Source organism: Microbacterium sp. DMC48, from assembly GCF_056313825.1.
The window spans coordinates 253,851-270,380 of sequence record NZ_JBQUZN010000003.1; the positions used below are offsets into that span (position 1 = coordinate 253,851).

13 protein-coding genes are annotated in these 16,530 nt (G+C 70.0%); 4 read left to right on the forward strand and 9 right to left on the reverse strand.

Annotation, left to right across the window (positions count from 1 at the left end):
* Positions 1-5: 5 nt before the first annotated feature.
* The 5 genes from mtrA to ACT53O_RS01255 all read right to left on the reverse strand — a co-directional run bounded on the left by mtrA (position 6) and on the right by ACT53O_RS01255 (position 5,422).
* On the reverse strand, positions 6-686 hold the full coding sequence (gene mtrA, locus ACT53O_RS01235) for an MtrAB system response regulator MtrA (RefSeq protein WP_036321663.1): 681 nt from the start codon (positions 684-686) through the stop codon (positions 6-8).
* A 158-nt stretch (positions 687-844) separates the two neighbouring features.
* Positions 845-3,118: a catalase/peroxidase HPI gene (katG, locus tag ACT53O_RS01240; RefSeq protein ID WP_476151039.1), complete on the reverse strand. Its 2,274-nt coding sequence runs from the start codon at positions 3,116-3,118 to the stop codon at positions 845-847.
* Positions 3,115-3,594, reverse strand: a complete 480-nt coding sequence (locus ACT53O_RS01245) for a Fur family transcriptional regulator (protein WP_112932616.1) — start codon at positions 3,592-3,594, stop codon at positions 3,115-3,117. The genes katG and ACT53O_RS01245 overlap by 4 nt, the downstream gene beginning before the upstream one ends.
* A 99-nt stretch (positions 3,595-3,693) precedes the next feature.
* Entirely contained in the window at positions 3,694-5,175 is a 1,482-nt protein-coding gene (gene ahcY / locus ACT53O_RS01250; protein WP_476151040.1) for an adenosylhomocysteinase, read from the reverse strand.
* A 40-nt stretch (positions 5,176-5,215) separates the two neighbouring features.
* Positions 5,216-5,422, reverse strand: coding sequence for a DUF3499 family protein (locus tag ACT53O_RS01255; RefSeq protein ID WP_005048283.1), 207 nt, complete (start codon positions 5,420-5,422; stop codon positions 5,216-5,218).
* 101 nt (positions 5,423-5,523) lie between these two features.
* Between ACT53O_RS01255 and ACT53O_RS01260 the strand changes: the two genes are divergently transcribed.
* Complete coding sequence (locus tag ACT53O_RS01260; protein ID WP_039412603.1) at positions 5,524-5,958, forward strand: metallopeptidase family protein; 435 nt, start codon at positions 5,524-5,526, stop codon at positions 5,956-5,958.
* Positions 5,959-5,992: 34 nt separating this feature from the next.
* On the opposite strand, the gene ACT53O_RS01265 is transcribed toward ACT53O_RS01260, so the two are convergent.
* The 4 genes from ACT53O_RS01265 to manA form a co-directional block, all read right to left on the reverse strand.
* Positions 5,993-7,420 (reverse strand): DUF5719 family protein, encoded by a 1,428-nt coding sequence (locus ACT53O_RS01265; protein WP_347418459.1) that lies wholly within the window; start codon positions 7,418-7,420, stop codon positions 5,993-5,995.
* Positions 7,417-10,263 (reverse strand): glycosyltransferase, encoded by a 2,847-nt coding sequence (locus tag ACT53O_RS01270; protein ID WP_347418458.1) that lies wholly within the window; start codon positions 10,261-10,263, stop codon positions 7,417-7,419. Before ACT53O_RS01270 ends, ACT53O_RS01265 begins: the two co-directional genes overlap by 4 nt.
* A 94-nt stretch (positions 10,264-10,357) precedes the next feature.
* Positions 10,358-10,675: a WhiB family transcriptional regulator gene (locus ACT53O_RS01275; protein WP_005048276.1), complete on the reverse strand. Its 318-nt coding sequence runs from the start codon at positions 10,673-10,675 to the stop codon at positions 10,358-10,360.
* Positions 10,676-10,858: 183 nt separating this feature from the next.
* Positions 10,859-12,040 carry a mannose-6-phosphate isomerase, class I gene (gene manA, locus ACT53O_RS01280; protein WP_476151043.1) on the reverse strand — a complete coding sequence of 394 codons (1,182 nt, stop codon included), beginning with the start codon at positions 12,038-12,040 and terminating at the stop codon, positions 10,859-10,861.
* A gap of 42 nt (positions 12,041-12,082) precedes the next feature.
* On the opposite strand from manA, the gene ACT53O_RS01285 reads away from it, so the two are divergent.
* Genes ACT53O_RS01285 through ACT53O_RS01295 form a run of 3 tightly spaced genes read left to right on the forward strand, consistent with a single transcriptional unit; the run spans position 12,083 to position 16,504 of the window.
* Positions 12,083-13,486, forward strand: a complete 1,404-nt coding sequence (locus tag ACT53O_RS01285; RefSeq protein WP_378794450.1) for an O-antigen ligase family protein — start codon at positions 12,083-12,085, stop codon at positions 13,484-13,486.
* A 57-nt stretch (positions 13,487-13,543) separates the two neighbouring features.
* A complete protein-coding gene (locus ACT53O_RS01290; protein WP_476151045.1) occupies positions 13,544-14,545 on the forward strand; it encodes a glycosyltransferase family 2 protein in 1,002 nt (333 codons plus the stop codon).
* A gap of 36 nt (positions 14,546-14,581) precedes the next feature.
* Positions 14,582-16,504, forward strand: a complete 1,923-nt coding sequence (locus ACT53O_RS01295) for a glycosyltransferase (RefSeq protein ID WP_294981360.1) — start codon at positions 14,582-14,584, stop codon at positions 16,502-16,504.
* Positions 16,505-16,530: the final 26 nt, after the last annotated feature.

Below are 16,530 nucleotides of genomic sequence, written 5' to 3' on the forward strand. Positions count from 1 at the left end.
GCCGATCACACCACCGCGCCGGCGCGATAGCCGACGCCGCGCACCGTCATGACGATCCGCGGGTTGTCCGGATCGATCTCGACCTTCGCGCGCAGCCGCTGCACGTGCACGTTCACGAGACGGGTATCGGCCTTGTAGTGATAGCCCCAGACCTGCTCGAGCAGCATTTCGCGCGAGAACACCTGCTGCGGCTTCGAGGCGAGGGCCACCAGCAGCTCGAACTCCAGCGGGGTGAGCGCGATGACCTCGCTCCCCCGGCGCACTTCGTGGGCGGCGACATCGACGACGACGTCGCCGATGCGAAGATCACCGCCCGTCGCCTCAGCGGCGGGTCGCAGCCGCGTGCGGATCCGCGCGACGAGCTCCTTCGGGTTGAAGGGCTTGACGATGTAGTCGTCCGCGCCGGACTCGAGCCCGCGAACGACGTCGGCGGTATCGGTGCGTGCGGTGAGCATGATGATCGGAACGCCCGATTCGGAACGGATGCGCGTGCAGATCTCGATGCCGTCCATCCCCGGCAGCATGAGATCCAGGAGCACGAGGTCGGGCCGCTCATCGCGCCACATCTCGACGGCGGCGGTGCCGTCGGCGCAGAACAGCGGTTCGAAGCCCTCGGTGCGCAGCACGATGCCGATCATCTCGGCGAGCGCGATGTCGTCATCGACAACGAGGATGCGGGAAGTCATTTGGCCTGATTCGTCCTTCGGGTGGGCCGGATGCCGCGACGGCGGCAGGGCGCAAGAACACAGTATCCGACGTGTCTGGGTTGAGACCGAGTGCCGCGCAGAACGACGCCGGGGCCCCTTCCGCTCGGAAGGGGCCCCGGCGTCGTTCTGACGCGTGCTCAGCGGTGAAGATCGAAGCGGTCGAGCTCGGTCACCTTGGTCCACGCCGCGACGAAGTCACGGACGAACTTCTCGGTAGCGTCGTCCGAGGCGTACACCTCGGCGAGCGCGCGCAGCTCGGAGTTCGAGCTGAAGAGCAGATCGACGCGCGTGCCTACGCCGACCTTCTCTCCCGAACCGTCCTTCACGCCGGCGAAGGCGTGGGAGCCGGGGTCCAGCGGCGTCCACGTGGTGCCGAGGTCGAGCAGATTCACGAAGAAGTCGTTCGAGAGGACGCCGACCCGGTCCGTGAACACACCGTAGGGCGAGCCGTCCCAGTTCGCGCCCAGCACCCGCAGGCCTCCGATCAGGACGGTCATCTCCGGCGCCGTGAGCGTGAGGAGGTTCGCCTTGTCGATGAGGTGGTACTCGGCGGGCATCGGTGCCAGCGGACCCTGGTAGTTACGGAAGCCATCGGCCGCGGGCTCCAGGTAGGCGAACGACTCGGCGTCGGTCTGCTGCTCGGAAGCGTCGGTGCGTCCGGCGTGGAACGGCACCTCCACCTCGACGCCCGCATCCGCGGCCGCCTTCTCGACGGCGGCGTTTCCCGCGATCACGATCAGGTCGGCGAGCGACACGTCGACACCCGCCTGCGCGGCATCCGTCTTGATACCGCCGAGCACTCCGAGCACCCGATGCAACTGGGCGGGGTTGTTCACTTCCCAGTCCTTCTGCGGCGCGAGGCGGATGCGGGCGCCGTTGACGCCGCCGCGCTTGTCGCTGCCGCGGAACGACGATGCCGCCGCCCACGTCGTCGCGACGAGTTCGGAGACCGTCAGACCCGAGTCGAGCACGCGCGCCTTCATGTCAGCGACCTGCGCAGCGTCCAGCGGAGCGCCGCTCGGCGCCGGAACGGGGTCCTGCCAGAGCAGCTCCTCCGCCGGCACCTCCGGTCCGAGGTAGCGGGTGACGGGTCCCATGTCGCGGTGCGTGAGCTTGAACCATGCACGCGCGAACGCGTCGGCGAAGGCGTCGGGGTCGTCCTTGAACTTCCGCGAGATCTTGTCGTACTCCGGGTCCATACGCAGGGCGAGGTCGCTCGTGAGCATGCGCGGCTCACGCTTGCCGTCGCTGTGGGCGAGCGGAACCATGTCGGCGCCCTGGCCGCCCTTCGGCCGCCACTGGTGCGCGCCGGCGGGGCTCTTCATGAGCTCCCACTCGTACGCGTAGAGGATGTGGAAGAACTCGTTGTCCCAGCGCGTGGGGTGATAGGTCCACGTGACCTCGAGGCCGGACGTGATCGTGTCGTCACCGCGCCCCGTGCCGTGGTTGTTCTTCCAGCCGAGGCCCTGAGCCTCCAGGCCCGCCGCCTCCGGGTTGTCTTCGAGGTTGTCGTCGGATGCCGCGCCGTGCGTCTTCCCGAATGTGTGGCCGCCCGCGATCAACGCGACGGTCTCCTCGTCGTTCATCGCCATCCGCGCGAAGGTCTCACGGATGTCGCGGGCAGAGGCCAGCGGGTCGGGGTTGCCGTTCGGTCCTTCCGGGTTGACGTAGATGAGACCCATCTGCACGGCCGCGAGGGGCTTTTCGAGTTCGCGGTCGCCGGAGTAGCGCTCGTCGCCCAGCCACGTGGTCTCGGGACCCCAGTACACGTCGTCGTCCGGCTCCCAGACGTCGGCGCGGCCGCCGGCGAAGCCGAACGTGCGGAAGCCCATCGACTCCAGCGCGACGTTGCCCGCGAGGATCATGAGGTCAGCCCAGGAGATCGACTGGCCGTACTTCTTCTTCACGGGCCAGAGCAGTCGCCGCGCCTTGTCGAGGTTGACGTTGTCGGGCCAGCTGTTCAGCGGGGCGAATCGCTGCTGACCGGCGCCGCCGCCACCGCGACCGTCGGTCACCCGATAGGTGCCGGCCGAGTGCCACGCCATGCGGATCATCAGCGGCCCGTAATGGCCGAAGTCGGCGGGCCACCAGTCCTGACTGGTGGTGAGCACGTCCTCGATGTCCTTCTTGACGGCCGCCAGGTCGAGCGACTCGAAGGCGGCGGCGTAGTCGAAGTCCGCATCCAGCGGGTTACGCACCTGGGGGTTCTTGGCGAGGATCTTGAGGTTGAGCTGGTTGGGCCACCACACCCGGTTGGCCGATCCACTCGTCGGATGCGGCTGTGCATGGATGACCGGGCAGGTCGCGACTTCCTCGGCATACGCCTCGTCGGTGTCGGTGACGGTGACGGACTGGTCGATGTCGGTCGCGTCAGCGCCGATGCCGGCGCTGGTCGGGTCCTGGTCTGTCATGGTGTTCCTTCCGTGAGGGGTGGGGTGGCGGCGTGCGCGCATGCGGGACACAGGCCCCAGTACGTCACTTCCGCCGTGGTGAGGATGAAGCCGTGGCTGTCGGAGGGTTCGAGACAGGGCGCCGCGCCGATCGCGCAGTCCACGTCGACGACCGCGCCGCACGACGTGCACACGAGGTGATGGTGGTTGTCGCTGACGCGCAGCTCGAAGAGCATCGGCCGACCCGCCGGTTCGATGCGGCGCACGAGCCCCGCGTCGGCGAAGTCGCCGAGAGCGTTGTACACCGACTGACGGCTCGCCCGCGGCATCCGCTCGACGATCGCGAGGAAGACGTCTTCGGCACTGGCGTGCGGATGCGTCCGCAGCGTGTCGTAGACCGCCGTGCGCGAATCGGTGACCTTCAGCCCCGCCGCCCGCAGCGCGGTCGCCGCATCGGCGGCGTCGGCACCGTGCGCGGGGGTCGCGATCGAGGGCATGCCTCCACCTTACCCAGTTTTGAAGAATTCAAAACAAAGCCGGGGTGAACACTCGCTGTGACGGGTCTATGGATCCGCGCACGGCGCGCGAATGGTCCGTCAGTAGCGGTAGTGGTCCAGCTTGTACGGCCCCTCGACCGGAACGCCGATGTACGCGGCCTGTTCCGGGGTGAGCTCGGTGAGCTGCACGCCGAGCGCCGCCAGATGCAGGCGCGCCACCTTCTCATCCAGGATCTTCGGCAGCACGTAGACGCCCACGGGATACTGCTCCCGCTTGGTGTACAGCTCGATCTGCGCCAGCACCTGGTTGGTGAAGGACGCGCTCATGACGAAGGAGGGGTGCCCGGTCGCGTTGCCGAGGTTCATGAGCCGCCCCTCGCTCATGACCAGGATGCTGCGCGGCGCACGACCGGCACCGGCAGGCAGACGGTACTCGTGCACCTGCGGCTTGATCTCGATCTTCTCGACACCCGCGATGGCCTCGAGCCCGGCCATGTCGATCTCGTCGTCGAAGTGGCCGACGTTGCCCACGATGGCGAGGTGCTTGAGGTTCTGAAGGTGCTCGACCGTCACCACGCGCGTGTTCCCCGTGCCGGTGATGAGGATGTCGACGTCGCCGATGACCGACTCCAGACGTGCGACCTGGAAGCCGTCCATCGCCGCCTGCAGCGCGCAGATGGGGTCGACCTCGCCGATGATCACGCGCGCTCCCTGGCCACGGAGCGCCTCCGCCGCCCCCTTGCCGACGTCGCCATAGCCGACCACGTAGGCGACCTTGCCGCCGATGAGAACGTCGGTCGCACGGTTGAGACCGTCCGGAAGCGAGTGGCGGATGCCGTACTTGTTGTCGAACTTGCTCTTGGTGACCGAGTCGTTGACGTTGATGCCTGGGAACAGCAGCTTTCCGGCTGCCGCGAGCTCGTACAGTCGGTGGACCCCGGTGGTGGTCTCCTCGGTGACCCCCACGATCTGCCCGGCCATGCGCGTGAAGCGCTGCGGGTCGCGGGCGAGGCTCGCGCGCAGCGTGTCGAGCACGATGCGGTACTCGAGGGAATCGTTCTCGGATGCCGCAGGCACCGCGCCGGCCGCCTCGAACTCGACGCCCTTGTGCACGAGGACCGTCGCGTCGCCACCGTCGTCCAGGATGAGGTTGGGCCCGTCGAAGCCCTCGGCCGACCAGTCGAAGATGCGATCGGCCAACTGCCAGTACTCCTCGAGCGTCTCGCCCTTGAAGGCGAAGACCGGAACGCCGGCCGGCTGGTCCACGGTGCCGTGCGGACCCACCGCGACCGCGGCGGCGGCCTCGTCCTGGGTGGAGAAGATGTTGCAGCTGGCCCAGCGCACCTGTGCACCGAGGGCCACGAGCGTCTCGATGAGCACGGCGGTCTGCACGGTCATGTGCAGCGACCCAGCGATGCGGGCTCCGGCGAGCGGCTGGAGCGGACCGAACTCCTCGCGCAGCGCCATCAATCCGGGCATCTCGTTCTCGGCGAGGCGCAGCTGATGACGGCCTGCCTCGGCGAGGCTCAGGTCGGCGACGACGAAGTCATGGATGCGGGTAGGGGCGGCGGTGGTCGGCATCCGCCCATTCTCGCATCCTCATCCGGATGCCGGCCGGGACTCAGACGCGCAGCGTCTCGTGGCGGACGACGACCCAGCCCTTGGGAACCGAGAGGCGGTCGGTGTGGATGGCGCAGAGGTCGTGCGCGTGCGGGTCGGTCGCCGCGCCGAGCGGGCCGAGGGCGGCCATCTGATCTCCGTAGTCGTAGGTCAGGGTCGTCACGGCCTCGCGGGCACAGCCCACCTTCGAGCACAGTCGGGTACGCATCGCCCTCACGCTACCGGCGGCACAGCCCGGGGCGGGGGATGCCGCGCCGCCGCCGCACGCATCGCCGACCGCGACGACGACCGCTGACCTAGACTCGGAACATGATGAGGCGGCGCGCGAGCACTCCCCCGCGGGTGCGACCGTCCCGCCATGGACGGCATGGTCGCGAGGACCGCAGTCCCGTCGTGCGGCCGCCGCTTCCGGCGCAGGAGACGCGCGAAGAACGCTTCGACTTCGTCGTCGGCACGGCGGCGGAGTTCCTGCGCAGCGCCTGGCCGGAACTGCGAGACGTGCGCTTCGAGGTGGCGGCCATGCCGCCGGCGTCCGACGAGGACGGCATCCCGCGGTGGACGGTCTCGACCGAGGAGCGGCGCATCGTGCTGTACCGTCTGCCCATCGAACGATTGGGCAGCCTGCATCGCGAGGACGAGCTGCATCGGCGCATGGCCATCGAGGGCTGCGTCTTCCGCGCGGCGGCGCAGTACCTCGATCGCGACCCCTGGGATCTCGGACCGGAGCGGTTCCGCTTCCTCTGACCGTTCCGCGTGGGCGTGAGTGGCCCGCGAGGACTCAGCGAGGGTAGACGGTGACGGCCGACGCCGCCGATGCGCTCGGCGCGACGGGGTAGCCCGCGATAGCGCCGGCGGCAGCATACGTCACGCCGGCCCGGACACTGCCCGTACCCGGATCGATACGGTAGACCTCACCGGGGCGCACCGGGATCGTGACCGCACCGCCCCCCGGCACCGCGACGTCGGTCTTCGCTCCGGTGCCGGATGCCGCCGTGACGACGACGGTCTGCGGCTCGCCCGTCGAGGAGACGATGGTCATCGTGGGCGCCGTCCCCGCGGCGACCGCGACGAGTGCGGGTGCGGAGATCGCGTCGGCGGCCACGAACCAGCCGAAATCACTCCCGGCTGCGAAGCCGGACGTCGCCCACACAGCGCCCGTCACCGGGGCCGTCGCGCTCACCCGCACCGCGTAGGTGCCGGTAGCGAGTCCGCCCAGGTCGAGCTTGAGAGGCACCCCCGCCTGCAGGGGTACCGTCTGCGGAGCACCCACGGCCGCACCGTCGCGCACGACGGTGACGGTCGCCTGGGCGTCGGCGCCCGGCGAGAGCAGCCGCAGGGACGTCGGGACGTTGCTCTCGCCGGCGCCACCCTGCGTCGTCACGACCGGGACACCCGGGATCACGAGATCGGTGTCCGGAACGGCGGTGGCGCCGACCTGATCGACACCTCCGGCCACGAGCACGCGCGTGAGGCTGGTCTGCAGCGCGGCACGGATCGGGGCCTGCGCCGATGTCACGCGCAGCACCGGGTTGTCCTCGCGCAGCGCGAGGGAGGCGAGCGGGATGATCCGCTGCGTGCCGGCGGCGACGACGATCGCGTTGCCCGCGACGGGGACGGCGCCGCCGCCGGCACCGTACACGGTGATCGTCACGCGCGCCGCGACCACACCCGGATTCTCGAGAACGACCAGATCCGAGGCGCCGGTCGCCCCGGAGCCGCCGACGAGCCACGATTCCATTTCGGGCCGCGCGCAGGATGACGCAGCGAACCCGGCGAGGTCGTCCGCGCTCACCTGCGCCGAGGTCGCTGCGGCGATGTCGGCGGGCTCCCCGTCCACGGGAGCGGCGCGCAAGGTGGTCGGCCCCGTTCCGCCGGTGACGTCGGGGGCAGCCAACGTGGAGGTCGCGGCATCCGTCGAGGCCGCCTTCGACACCGCGGCAGAGGTGAGTGCCGCCGGAGCGGCGTCGGTGAGCTGGGCGGCGCGGGTCGCGTCGCGCCCCGCAGCCAGCACGGGTCCGACGCACGTCGCTACCGATGCCGTCGCGGGCGGATGCGCAGCGATGGCGAGCGTGGAGTCGGCGGTGTGCGAAGGAAGCGGCAACGCGACCAGGGCCACGCCCGCTGCGACCGCGGCCGCCGTGATCACGCCGCCGACGGCGAACCGCACGGACGTGAGGCGACGAACGCCGGGCAGGCGGTTGCTCATCGGAGTCCTCCTCCGGGTACGCGTCGCGCGCCGATGATGCGCGGGCGACGACGGTTCAGCCGCAGCGAGCGTCGGGTGGGCAGAGCGAGCAGCAATGCGATCAGCACGACCCCGATCTGCACGGCGGCGGTGCGAGCGTTGTCGACCGCCGATGCGGCAACGCGATCCGTGACCGCAGCGGTGACCCGCCACAGCTTGCCCTTTGTCGTGTCGCCGACGATCTCGAGGTCCTGGCGCTGATCGAGCGCGGTCTCGGCGGCGATGCGCACGGCGCGCGCCGCGTCGCTCTCGCCGTCGGCGGTCCCGCCGAGCAGGACGAATGCGACCCCGTGCGCGCCCAGACGCGCGACCGCGTCACCCGAGGGCACGGAGATCAGTTCGGCGGTCAGCTCCGCGGCCTCGGCGTCACCGGCGTCGGTGGACGAGCGCGCCGAGCGCAGGGTGCTCTGTCCGCCCAGGGCCGACGTCTCGCCCCAGACGACGTCCGTGACGACCGATCCGTCAGCCGCGGCGGTGAGCACGAAGGTGGCGTTGTCCAGCCCCGATCTGCCCTCCGCCTCGACATAGGCCGGCAGGGTACTGCTCGGACCGTTCGTGACGGCCGAGGTCCCCCGAGGCAGCGCGGTGATCACGGGGACCGCACTGACCGCGAGAGCGGTCATCACCAGGGCGGCCAGCGGTGCGCGAAGCCGGGCCCGTGCCGGGAGCGCGTCGATGGTCAGCGCTGCCGATGCCAGCAGGGCGAGCCAGTACAGGCTCAGGGCGGCGCCCGGCCAGACCGCGATGCCGGTCCCGGCATCCGACGTGACGACGATGCCGATGACCGCGACCGCCGTCGCCAGGCCGCTGAGCGCGATGAGGAGGACCACGGCGGACGACGCTGTGCGCGAGACGATGGGAGCGGCCGCCGCGAGCACGATCAGGGGCACGACGAGAAGGAACGGCCACGGCCCCGCGCCGTCGACGAGCTGACCCCATTCCGAACCGCCGGCAGTGGGAAACCCGAGCGCGAGGGCGACGCGGCGGGCGAGATCGGTCGACTCCCCCGACGGCAGCGGCACCCCCGGGTCGGCGATCAGGGCCCATGGCTCGCCAGAGCCGAGACGGCGCCAGATCATCGGCGCCCAGACGATCACCGATGGAACGAGCAGCCAGACGACCCGCGCGAGTCCTCGACCGCGGCCGAGCGCTGCCGTGAGGACGATCGCGACCAGCCACAGCACGACGAGGGCCGGAGCCAGCGACGGGGCGCTGGCGAGCACCGCGACGGCGATCACCGATCCCATGCCTGCCGCGGTCCACGATCGGTGCGCGGCGACGGCGGTCCACAGCAACCAGGGAAGCAGCAGATGTGCGATGACGACCGTCGGTCGTCCCGATGCCAGCGCGTCCAGCAGGCTCGGCGCCAGCGCGTAGCCCACCGCGACGACGGCGCGGGCGAGGGCGTTGTCGGTCAGGCGCGTGGCGGCGAACCAGCCGCCGAGTGCGGACATGGGAATCGCGAGAACCCACAGCACCACGAGGACGCGCGAGGGCGCCGCGGGCCAGAGAGAGCCGAGCACGGCGACGACCGCGCTGAACGGATCGGCCGGCCCCTGCGTGTCCCAGCCGAGAGGTCGGGCACCGGAGGCCGCGTCCGCCCAGAGCTGGCCCACGGTTGCGCGCAGCGGCGCGAGCCCGCCGCCGCCGAGCACCGGCCACGCGAGCAGCGACAGGAAGGCGAGGACCGACACGAGCAGAGCTCCGAGAACGATCCAGGCACCCCCACCGGAGAAGAAGTGCAGCTCACCGCGAGCGGTGCCGTCGATGATCACGTCGTCGTCGAGGCGCTGGCGCAACTCGGCCCGGCTGACCCGCAACGGTGCCAGCTGCGCCCACGACACGGAACGACCCGCGCGGATGCCGCGACGCGCACGAGCGACGGCAGCCGGTCGCAGCAGCACCGTGAGCGTGGCGCCCCATTCCGGACCGATCATCGAGGGACGCTTGCCGAGCAGCAGCACCACGGAGCGGACGATCGCCAGCGGCAGCAGAGAGAGCCAATGCAGGGGGACGGCGACGGGCGGCGCGTACACGAGTCGGCGGTGCAGCTGCGCCGTGCGGCGGCCGTAGGCCCGACGCACCCCGACCGGCTCGAAGCGGTCGCCGAGAACAGGAGGGTCTGTGCGATCGGGGTCGGCGAGGGCGACGAAAGCCTGGGGAGCGAGGACGACGCGCCCCCCTCGCAGACGCGCGCGCACACCGAGGTCGAGTCCTTCATCGGCGCCGGCGAGCGCCGTGTCGAGACCGCCGAGCGCGCGCCACGCGTCGGTGCGCACCAGGATGCCGCGCACATCCGAACCGAGCACGTCCTCACTGGCGTCGTGCTGGCCTTGATCGTGCTCGCCGTCGGCGAGGCCGACGGCGCGGCCGCCTCGGGTCATCGACACACCGAGCGACACGATGCGGTCGTTGTCGTCGGCGCGGACGAGTTTCGGTGCAGCGATCGCGACCGAGGGAGCGGTCTCGAGGGCGCCCATGAGACGGACGAGGGCGTCGGGCGCGGGCGTGGTGTCCTGGTCGAGCACCCAGACGGCATCCCCGCCGAGCCGTCGGCTCGCCAGCGCGAGAGCTTCAGCGAAGGAGGTTCCTCGATCGGCGGTGATGACCGCCTCGGCGGCGGATTCCCCCGCGATCCGCTGAAGCTCGCGATCGGTCGCGTGCGGGCCGCACAGCACGATGGTGAGCGTGTCGACCGGGCGCGCCTGAGCCGCGAGCGCGGAAAGGACGCGGTCGAGACGGATGTCGGTGGCCACGCGCGCATCAGGGCGCACGACCAGCAGTGCGTGAACTCGGGCGGGCATGACGTCGTCAGCCTAGGCGGGAGCCGGCGCAGAACGCGGACGTCGCCCGCGAGTCTCGTGATCGGTCACGCCGCCGCGGAAGCGGTCGTCGAGATCAGGCGCGACGCTTGAGCTTGCGGCGCTCGCGCTCGCTGAGTCCGCCCCAGATGCCGAAGCGCTCGTCGTTCTGCAGGGCGTACTCGAGGCACTCGCCGCGCACGTCGCACGAGGTGCAGATGCGCTTCGCGTCGCGTGTCGAGCCGCCCTTCTCCGGGAAGAAGGCCTCGGGGTCGGTCTGCGCACAGAGGGCGTCCGCCTGCCAGGCGAGCGCAGTGTCCTCGTCGGCGACGGACGGACGACGCACTCCCGGCACGCCCAGATTGACCGGGTCGACGAACCAGTTGTCGGGGACGCCGGAGCGGTAACCCGTCATATCGTTCTCCCCACGTTTTCCCGATGCGCCGATGCGCGTGTTGGAATAATTACACCCTTGTCATTCGCCGCGGTCAAGTCGCAGATCGTAAACCCTCAACACGGGATTGAACCTTCACGCACGCTCGTCGGCGTGTCGCGGCCGAGACCGCGCGGTCGGGGCCGGTCGGTCAGGGCCGGCGGGTCAGGAGCCCGGCTGGGCCACGAAGAGCTCGCCGACACCGGACACCTCGATGGCCTCCTCATCGGCGATGTACACGGCCGTGCCCGGACGGAGGGTCGCGGAGTCAGAGTCGGAGTCGCCGGCGACGACGACCTCCCCGACGGTGCAGAGTGCGATCGCCGGTCCGTGCACCGCGACACGGACCGCCTCGCCGGCGACCGCGACGCGCTCGAGGGCGAAATCGTCCACGGGGGTGTCGTAGACGTCGACCCCGCTCGCGAGGGGGCGCGGACGGATGACAGGAGCCGGGGAGGGTGTCGCGTCCAGCACGTGCAGCAGCTCCGGCACGTCCACGTGCTTGGGGGTGAGGCCTCCGCGCATGACGTTGTCGCTGGCGGCCATCAGCTCGACGCCCAGCCCCGACTGGTACGCGTGGAGCACCCCGGCCGGAGCGAACAGCCCCTCACCGCGATGGAGCGTCACGAGGTTCATCAGGAGGGCCACGATCAGTCCGCCGTCGCCCGGGAAGTCGGATGCCGCGGCGCGGAGCACCGCGATCTCGTCGGCGAACTCGGTCTCGCCGCTGTCCGCCGCGGCGTCGAGAGCCGCGGCCACGGATGCCACCGTCGCGGCATCCGCCTCGTCGAGCGCCCAGGCGAGCACGTCACGCAGAGCACGCTCGGAGGCGAGCCCGTCTTCGTCGACGGCGAGGCGGCTCTGCAGCTGGGCCACACCGGCGGGGACGTCGTCGCCGGTGGCGGCGAGCACGGATAGGAAGCGACGGGTCTCGGCGAGCGGGCGGAGTCCGACGAGCGCACGGAAGCGGTCGCTGAGGGCGACGATGATCTCCGGCTTGTGGTTGTCGTCGCGATAGAGACGGTCGGCGGCGTCGCGCGGGATACCGGCGCGCTCCTCCCGCGCGAACCCCTCCTGTGCCTGGGCGCGCGTCGGGTGGGCCTGGATGGAGAGCGAGGATGCCGCGGCGAGAAGCTTGAGCAGGAACGGCAGCGCGGGACGTCCGGCGTCGGCGAGGGCCACGTCGAGCGTGCGTCCATCGGGCGTCCGGGAAGGGCAGCCCGGGTGGTCGCCGTACCAGATCTCGGCCTCGGGAGCCCCCGTCGGCTGGCGTCCTTCGAGGGCGGGAATGAGGGTCGGGGAACCCCAGGAGTAGTCGCGAGGATCGTTGGAGATCGGCGTCAGCATGCCCCCAGCCTAGGACCGCCGTCGCGCTACTCTGATCTCACCATGGCCGTCCACACGAAGCATCCGGTCGCGGCGCCGCCGACCGCGCCGATCCGCGCGACGTCGGGCCACCTGCTGCTGCGGGGGTGGTGCATCTTCGTCCTCGCCGCGGCCCTCGCCGGATCCGCGTGGCCGCTGGCGCTCGGCATCCCCGCCACCGCCGTCGCGGTCGTCGTCGCCGGGGTCGTCTCGGCGTCGGTGTGGGCGCTCTCGCGTCCCCCGGTGCAGTGGCGTCGACTGCCGTGGTTCGCTCTCGCCTATGTCCTGTGGGCGGTGTGCTCGCTGCTGTGGACGACGCATCTCGCGGCGACGGCCGCGACGCTCGTCCTCCTGCTGGTGACGACGATTCAGGCCCTCTTCGTCGGAGCGGTGCTGACGTGGCGTGAGCTGGTGCGCGCGATGGCCTCGGCGCTCAAGTGGGTGCTCGGGTTGTCGCTGCTGTTCGAGCTCTGGGTGTCCCTCGTCTGGCACGGCGTACTGCTTCCGGGCTTCGCAAGGCCCGACGGCGTGGTCGCCGACGGGGCCGTCGTCTGGTCACGCGATCAGCTGATGAGCGGTGGGCGCATCCAGGGCATCGTCGGGGATGCCACGGCGCTGGCCTTTCTTGCACTGCTGGGCATGGTCGTCTTCGCCGTCCGCTTCGCTTCGCGTGCGCCACGGCGCACGCTGCTGGTCGGGTGGTTCGCGCTGTCGGCCTTCCTCTTCTTCCGTGCGGGGTCCGCCCTCGGCTGGCTCGGAGCGGCGGCGGTCGTCCTCGTGCTCGCGACGGTGCTGGTGATGCGCACCACGAAGCGCGCCGGCGAGCGCACCCGGTATTACGTCGTCTACGCCGTGATCGCCGCGGCCGGCATTCTGGCCGTCTGGCTCGGGCGCGGTCAGATCTTCTCGTTCCTCGGGCGCAGCACCGACCTCGACGGGCGCGAAGGGACGTGGGCCCTGATCGCGGCGAAGGCGCTCGAGCGTCCGGTGCAAGGGTGGGGTTTCGCAACGCCGTGGCCGCCGCTGGACGCGGCATCCGCGCCCTGGGTCCCCGGCATCGACTCTGCCCTCACGCAGGCCCACAGCGTGTGGCTCGACGTCCTCCTCCAGCTCGGGATCGTCGGGATGGCGCTGCTCGCCCTGACCTTCTTCGCCTACGTGTGGCGCTCCTGGTTCTTCGCCGTCGACCGCCCCCGCTGGGACCTCGTCGCCGACCGGCCCTACTCCCCCGTGACGCTCGTGCCGACGCTGACCGGAGCGATCCTGCTCGTGCAGGGCGTGGCTGACTCCGGTCCGACCGTCGGCGGCGGGTGGTTGCTGATCGTCATGCTCGCGTTCAAGATCAAGCAGGCACCCCTGCTGGGACGCGGAGCCTCGGAAGAACGGCTGGTCGGCGAGCAGGGCGAGACGGAGCGCGTGCCGCGCTGAGTGCGCGGGCGGACGGCACGGGTGATGCGCAGGGCGCCGGGTTAGACTTCTCGCGCTATGGCCTCTATTTCTGCGCGCCCCGACGCGGCCTCGAACCAGACGTTCTCGCCCGCCAGCGCGACGATCGCGATCGTCACCTACAACCGGTCCGGCCTTCTGACGAAGCTGCTCGAGAGCATCACCGCGATGGATCCGAAGCCCGGCCACGTCGTGATCGTCGACAACGCGTCGACCGATGACACCACCGCCGTCGTCGAGTCCTTCCGCGAGCGGCTGGGCACCGAGCTGGTCTACCGCCGACTCGACGAGAACACTGGGGGCTCCGGCGGATTCAGCGAGGGCATGCGGGTGGCGTACGAACTCGGCTCGACGTGGATCTGGCTCATGGACGACGACGTCGAGGTGCTGCCCGACGGTCTCGCGAAGATGGGCGCCTGGGCGCCGCGGTTCAAGTCGATCCAGGGGCGGCGCTACGACTTCGACGGCAGCGAGTTCTACTGGCAGTACCGCGTTGCGGAGCCGCTCGCGATCCCGATCCCGTATGCACCGAGCGGGTTCGACGAGTCGGGCTACAAGGAGATGAACTCGGGCTGCTTCGAGGGCATGTTCATCCACCGCGACATCGTCGGGCAGATCGGCCTGCCCGATCCCCGCTTCTTCATCTACTGGGACGACCAGACCTACGGGTGGCTTGCATCGCGGCTGACTACCTCGGTGATCGTGAACGAGTTCGTGCTCCGCCGCACGCGCGAGATCAAGCAGTGGGACATGGGCATCCGGCACATGAACGCGTCGAGCAACGCGTACCGGTACTACATCATGCGCAACCGCGCGATCATCAAGCGCTATTACCGTAGCCTGGGCGTCTACAACCCCGTGCTGTTCGGCTTCGGCACCGCGCTCACGTTCGGCAAGGAGCTCATCCGGCTGCTCTTGGTCGAGCGCACCGTGCGAGGCACCTCGAACCTGTTCCGAGGCCTGCGCGACGGACGCAAGATCTCGCGGGATGCCGCGTGGAAGCCCATGCCGCCGCTGGTCGGCGCGGGCGCGGCATCCTGACCCCCCTCCATCCGCTGGCAACGCTCGGAGCCTCTCGTGACTCACATTCTGCAGAACACCGTCCTTCCCACCGAGCGCGATCCCGATCTGCTGCCGCTCTACGTCGACCCCGAGACCTGGACCTCGATCGATGAGGAGCCCGTACGCGTGTCCAGCCGTGCGCAGCTCGGCAACATCCTCGGGCGCACCACCGCACGCATCGTCGCGGGTCGTCGCGTCTCGTTCGGCACCTATTTCAATGCGTTCCCCGCCTCGTACTGGCAGCACTGGACGACCGTGCGCGATGTCACGCTCACCGTTCGCACGAACGGGCCCGCGACGATCCTCGTCTACCGTTCGACGGGCAGCGGTGTGCGACAGCGCATCGACACTCGCGAAGTGGACGGCGAGTCCACCGCAACGTTCGAGCTCACGCTCAATCAGTACAGCGACGGCGGGTGGATCTGGTTCGACGTCGCCGCCGACGAGAAGTCCGCCATCTTCGAGGGTGCGACCTGGTCGACCGAGACGGAACCGCGCCGACGAGGCAAGGCGAGCATCGGTATCACCACCTACAACAAGCCCGATTACTGCATCGGTACCCTTCGCGCACTGGCAACCAGTCCCGAGGTGCTTCCGCTTCTGGACCGCGTATTCGTGATCGATCAAGGCGACCGTCTGGTGACGGCGGAAACCGGCTACGAAGAAGTCTCGGGAGCGCTCGGCGACACTCTGCAGATTGTGACGCAGCCGAACCTCGGAGGCTCGGGGGGCTTCGCGCGCGCGATGACCGAGACCCTCCAGCGGCCCGAGAGCGACTTCGTGCAGCTGTTGGACGACGACGTCCGCATCGAGCCGGAGTCGATCCGACGCTCGATCATGTTCGCTCGTTTTGCCACGATTCCGACCATCGTCGGCGCCCACATGTTCGACCTCCTCGATCGCCCCAAGCTGCACGCGTGGGCAGAGGTCGTCGACGAGATGCCGTTCATGTGGCGCACGCTCAACCAGGAGCGGATGCCGCACGACTTCTCGGTCGCCAACCTCCGCCAGTCCCCCTCGCTGCACTCCCGTCTCGATGCGGACTACAACGGCTGGTGGATGTGTCTGATCCCGACGGACATCATCCGCGAGGTCGGCTTGGCCCTCCCCGCGTTCATCAAGTGGGACGACGCCGAGTACTCGCTGCGCGCGCGCGAGGCCGGCTTCCCGACGGTGTCGGTGCCGGGTGTCGCGCTGTGGCATGTGTCGTGGGTGGGCAAGGACGACTCGATCGACTGGCAGGCGTATTTCCATGCGCGCAACCGCATCGTCGCCGGGTTGTTGCACTCTCGCGCGCCACAGGGGGGAACCCTGCTCAAGCACAGCCGCCGCCTCGATCTGAAGCACCTCATGATGATGCAGTACTACCCCGTGGCCCTGCGGCACCGGGCGTTGCGCGACGTTCTCTCCGGTCCCGCGCACATGAGAGCGAACCTGGCGACCGCCATGCCGCAGGCCCGCGCGTTGTCGGCGGGGTTTCCCGAGACCGTCGTCCACCGCGATACCGACACTCCCTTGCGATCACGGCGCGGACGCCTGGTGTTCCCTCAGCGCAAACGCCATCAGCTCGGCAATCCCACCGGCCTACGGCTGCGCTGGTTCACGGCGTCGACACTCGCTGCACATTGGCTGCACGCGCCGCGTCCCGAGAACGTGGCGCAGCCGGAGGTCGAGTTTGGCAAGGACGACGCGGACTGGTGGCGCGTCCCGGTGTTCGACAGCGCCCTTGTCAACGCGGCGGACGGATCGGGAAAGAACGTGTACACCCGCGACCGCGCACAGTTCCGTCGGATGCTCATCGACAGCATCCGTCTGCACCGCACGTTGCGTCGGCGATGGGACCGGCTGTCCGACGAGTACCGCCGAGCGTTGCCGGAGCTGACCGCGGAGTCGGCGTGGCGCCGGACGTTCGACCTCGACGGCGGCGCGGGCCGCTGAGCACGGCTCGCTCGCTCGAGGCGCCA

Bases quoted from the DNA above. Each gene is read 5' to 3' on its own strand.
- mtrA (WP_036321663.1), bottom strand. From the start codon at position 686: ATGACTTCCCGCATCCTCGTTGTCGATGACGACATCGCGCTCGCCGAG.
- ACT53O_RS01255 (WP_005048283.1), bottom strand. From the start codon at position 5,422: ATGCGTACCCGACTGTGCTCGAAGGTGGGCTGTGCCCGCGAGGCCGTG.
- ACT53O_RS01275 (WP_005048276.1), bottom strand. From the start codon at position 10,675: ATGACGGGTTACCGCTCCGGCGTCCCCGACAACTGGTTCGTCGACCCG.
- katG (WP_476151039.1), bottom strand. From the start codon at position 3,118: ATGACAGACCAGGACCCGACCAGCGCCGGCATCGGCGCTGACGCGACC.
- ACT53O_RS01285 (WP_378794450.1), top strand. From the start codon at position 12,083: ATGGCCGTCCACACGAAGCATCCGGTCGCGGCGCCGCCGACCGCGCCG.
- ahcY (WP_476151040.1), bottom strand. From the start codon at position 5,175: ATGCCGACCACCGCCGCCCCTACCCGCATCCATGACTTCGTCGTCGCC.
- ACT53O_RS01260 (WP_039412603.1), top strand. From the start codon at position 5,524: ATGATGAGGCGGCGCGCGAGCACTCCCCCGCGGGTGCGACCGTCCCGC.
- ACT53O_RS01270 (WP_347418458.1), bottom strand. From the start codon at position 10,263: ATGCCCGCCCGAGTTCACGCACTGCTGGTCGTGCGCCCTGATGCGCGC.
- ACT53O_RS01245 (WP_112932616.1), bottom strand. From the start codon at position 3,594: ATGCCCTCGATCGCGACCCCCGCGCACGGTGCCGACGCCGCCGATGCG.
- ACT53O_RS01290 (WP_476151045.1), top strand. From the start codon at position 13,544: ATGGCCTCTATTTCTGCGCGCCCCGACGCGGCCTCGAACCAGACGTTC.
- manA (WP_476151043.1), bottom strand. From the start codon at position 12,040: ATGCTGACGCCGATCTCCAACGATCCTCGCGACTACTCCTGGGGTTCC.
- ACT53O_RS01265 (WP_347418459.1), bottom strand. From the start codon at position 7,420: ATGAGCAACCGCCTGCCCGGCGTTCGTCGCCTCACGTCCGTGCGGTTC.